The organism is Micromonospora sp. URMC 106, assembly GCF_051386395.1.
Lineage (GTDB): Bacteria > Actinomycetota > Actinomycetes > Mycobacteriales > Micromonosporaceae > Micromonospora.
Genome location: NZ_JBPQTP010000216.1, coordinates 1 through 2609 on the forward strand (window position 1 = coordinate 1; position 2609 = coordinate 2609).

General features: G+C 74.1%; 1 protein-coding gene. It reads right to left on the reverse strand.

Going from position 1 to position 2609, the window contains the following annotated elements; translation table 11 throughout:
* The coding region (locus ACSNOB_RS31735) for an acyltransferase domain-containing protein (protein ID WP_436691103.1) at positions 1-2609 on the reverse strand (2609 nt) is incomplete at both ends.

The window sequence follows — 2609 nt, forward strand, 5'->3', positions numbered from 1 at the left end:
CGGCCCCCGGCCGTGACCTCATCCACGAGACCGAACACCTGATCCCGGTCCGTCACGTCACACGCCACCACCCGCACCGCGACACCCAACCCGGTCAACCGCTGCGCCAACTCTTCCGCGCCCGCAGCCTCCGGCCCCCGCCGCGACACCAACACCAGCGACCGCACACCCCACGACGACACCAGATGCTCCGCCACCAACGCGCCCAGCGCACCGGTACCACCGGTCACCAGCACCGTGCCCTCACCAAGGGTCGGCGTCTCCGCCGCCGCCGTGGCACCCGCCCGGACCAGACGCGGCGAATACACCCCGCCCCTGCGGACGGCCAGCTGACCGCCGGTCACGGCCGGTTCCCGCAGGACGCCGTCCAGCAGGGCCACCAGCGCGGAATCCAGATCACCGTCGATGTCCGCCAGGACGATGCGGCCCGGATGCTCCGACTGCGCCGACCGCAGCAGACCCCACACCGCCGCACCCGCCAGGTCGCTGACCCGATCCTCGACTCCGACGGACACCGCGCCCCGGGTCACCACCACCAACCGCGACTCCGCCAGCGCGTCCGTCGCGAGCCAAGCCTGCACCGTCGCCAGCAGGTCCGAGGTCACTGCCCGGACCGACTCCGGCGTCTCCGCCGCCGGCCCGGTCGTCGGGAACGCCGGAAGCAGCAGCGTCCGGGGGACGGACTCCTCCCCCGCGACCGCCGCCATGTCGGGGTACGTGACCAGCCCGGCCCGTGCCACCAACTCGGCCGGCACCTCTCGGCCGCCCGCCAGCAGCGCCCATCCGGACGCCTCGCCTGCGGCACCTACCTCCACGGCCTGCCACCGCACCTCGAACAACGACCGCGACGCCGCGCTCGGCGGGGCCACGCCGGTCAGCTCGCGCAGGACGAGGGACTCGACCGACACCACCGGCGCGCCCGCCTCGTCACACGCCGTCAGCCGCACGCCGGAACCGTTGCGGGCCAACCGCACCCGCAGCACTCCGGCGCCCGAGGCGTGCACCTGCACACCCTCGAACGCGAACGGCACCCGCGGCCCACCCGACTCCCCGCCCAGCAACAGCCCGATCGGGTGCAGGGCCGCATCCAACAGCGCCGGATGCACACCGAACCGAGCCGCCTCCACCGCCGCGTCGTCCGGCAGGACCACCTCGGCGAACACCTCGTCACCGCTCGCCCAGGCACGCCGCAACCCCTGGAACACCGGCCCGTACGACAGACCGTGCTCCGCCAGCGTCAGATACCACCCCGACAGGTCCACCTCGGACACGCCAATCGGGGGCCACTCGCCCACGCCCGGCTCGTCGGCCGATCCCGGCTCCAGCACGCCCTCCGCGTGCCGCGTCCAGCCCGCCTCCGGGTCGTCGTCCGGGCGGGAGTAGATGGCAACGACGCGGTGCGTGGAGTCGCCGGCCGCGTCTACCCGTACCTGGATCCGCACGGCTCCCGTGCCGGGGACGACCAGCGGAGCGGCCACGGTCAGCTCCCGCAGCCGGGAGAGGCCGACCTCGTCACCGGCCCGCACTGCCAGCTCCACCAGCGCGGTACCGGGGACCAGCGGCACGCCGGAGACCACGTGGTCCGCCAGCCACGGGTGCGTGGCCAGGGACAGCCGGCCGGTCAGCACCATGTCGTCGTCGCCGGCCAGGTCGACCGCCGCGCCGAGCAGCGGGTGCTCCGTCCGGCCGAGTCCCGCTCCGGACACGTCACCCAGCCGGGCACTGCTGGCGGCGGGCCAGTAGCGCTGGTGCTGGAAGGCGTACGTGGGCAGGTCGACCCGCCGCGCCCCGGTGTCGGCGAACCACTGCCGCCAGGTGACCGGCACGCCGTGCACGTGCAGCTCGGCCAGGGCGGCCAGCAGCGCGTGCGCCTCGGGCCGGTCCCTGCGCTGGACGGCGACGGCCAGCACGGCGTCGTCGTCGGGCAGGATGTCCGCGGCCATCGCGGTCAACACGCTCTGCGGGCCGACCTCCAGGAACGTGTCCACCCCGGCGGCACGCAGGGCGGCGATGCCGTCGGCGTAACGCACCGCCTCGCGGACGTGCCGCACCCAGTACTCCGGGCTGCGAATCTCCTCGGCGTCGGCGAGGGCGCCGGTCACGTTGGACACGATCGGCAGCACCGGCGCCGCGAACGCCAACCCGTCCAGGACCGCCCGGAACTCCGCCAGCATCGGCTCCATCAACGGGCTGTGGAACGCGTGACTGACGGTGAGGCGGCGGGTCCGCGCACCACGCTCCCGCCACGTCCGTTCCACCTCGTCGAGGGCTTCGAGCGCACCGGAGACGACGACGGAGGTCGGCCCGTTGATCGCAGCGATGCCGACCCGGTCGGACAGGCCGGCGATCGACTCGACCACCGCGGCCTCGTCCGCCGCCACGGCCAACATCCCGCCACCGGCCGGCAACGCCTGCATCAACCGACCCCGCGCCGCCACCAACGCGCACGCGTCACCCAGGGACAGCACCCCCGCGACATGCGCGGCCGCGATCTCACCGATCGAATGACCGCCCACGAAGTCCGGCACGACCCCGAACGACTCCACCAGCCGGAACAGCGCCACCTCGACCGCGAACAACCCCGCCTGCGTGAACACCGTCTGATCCAG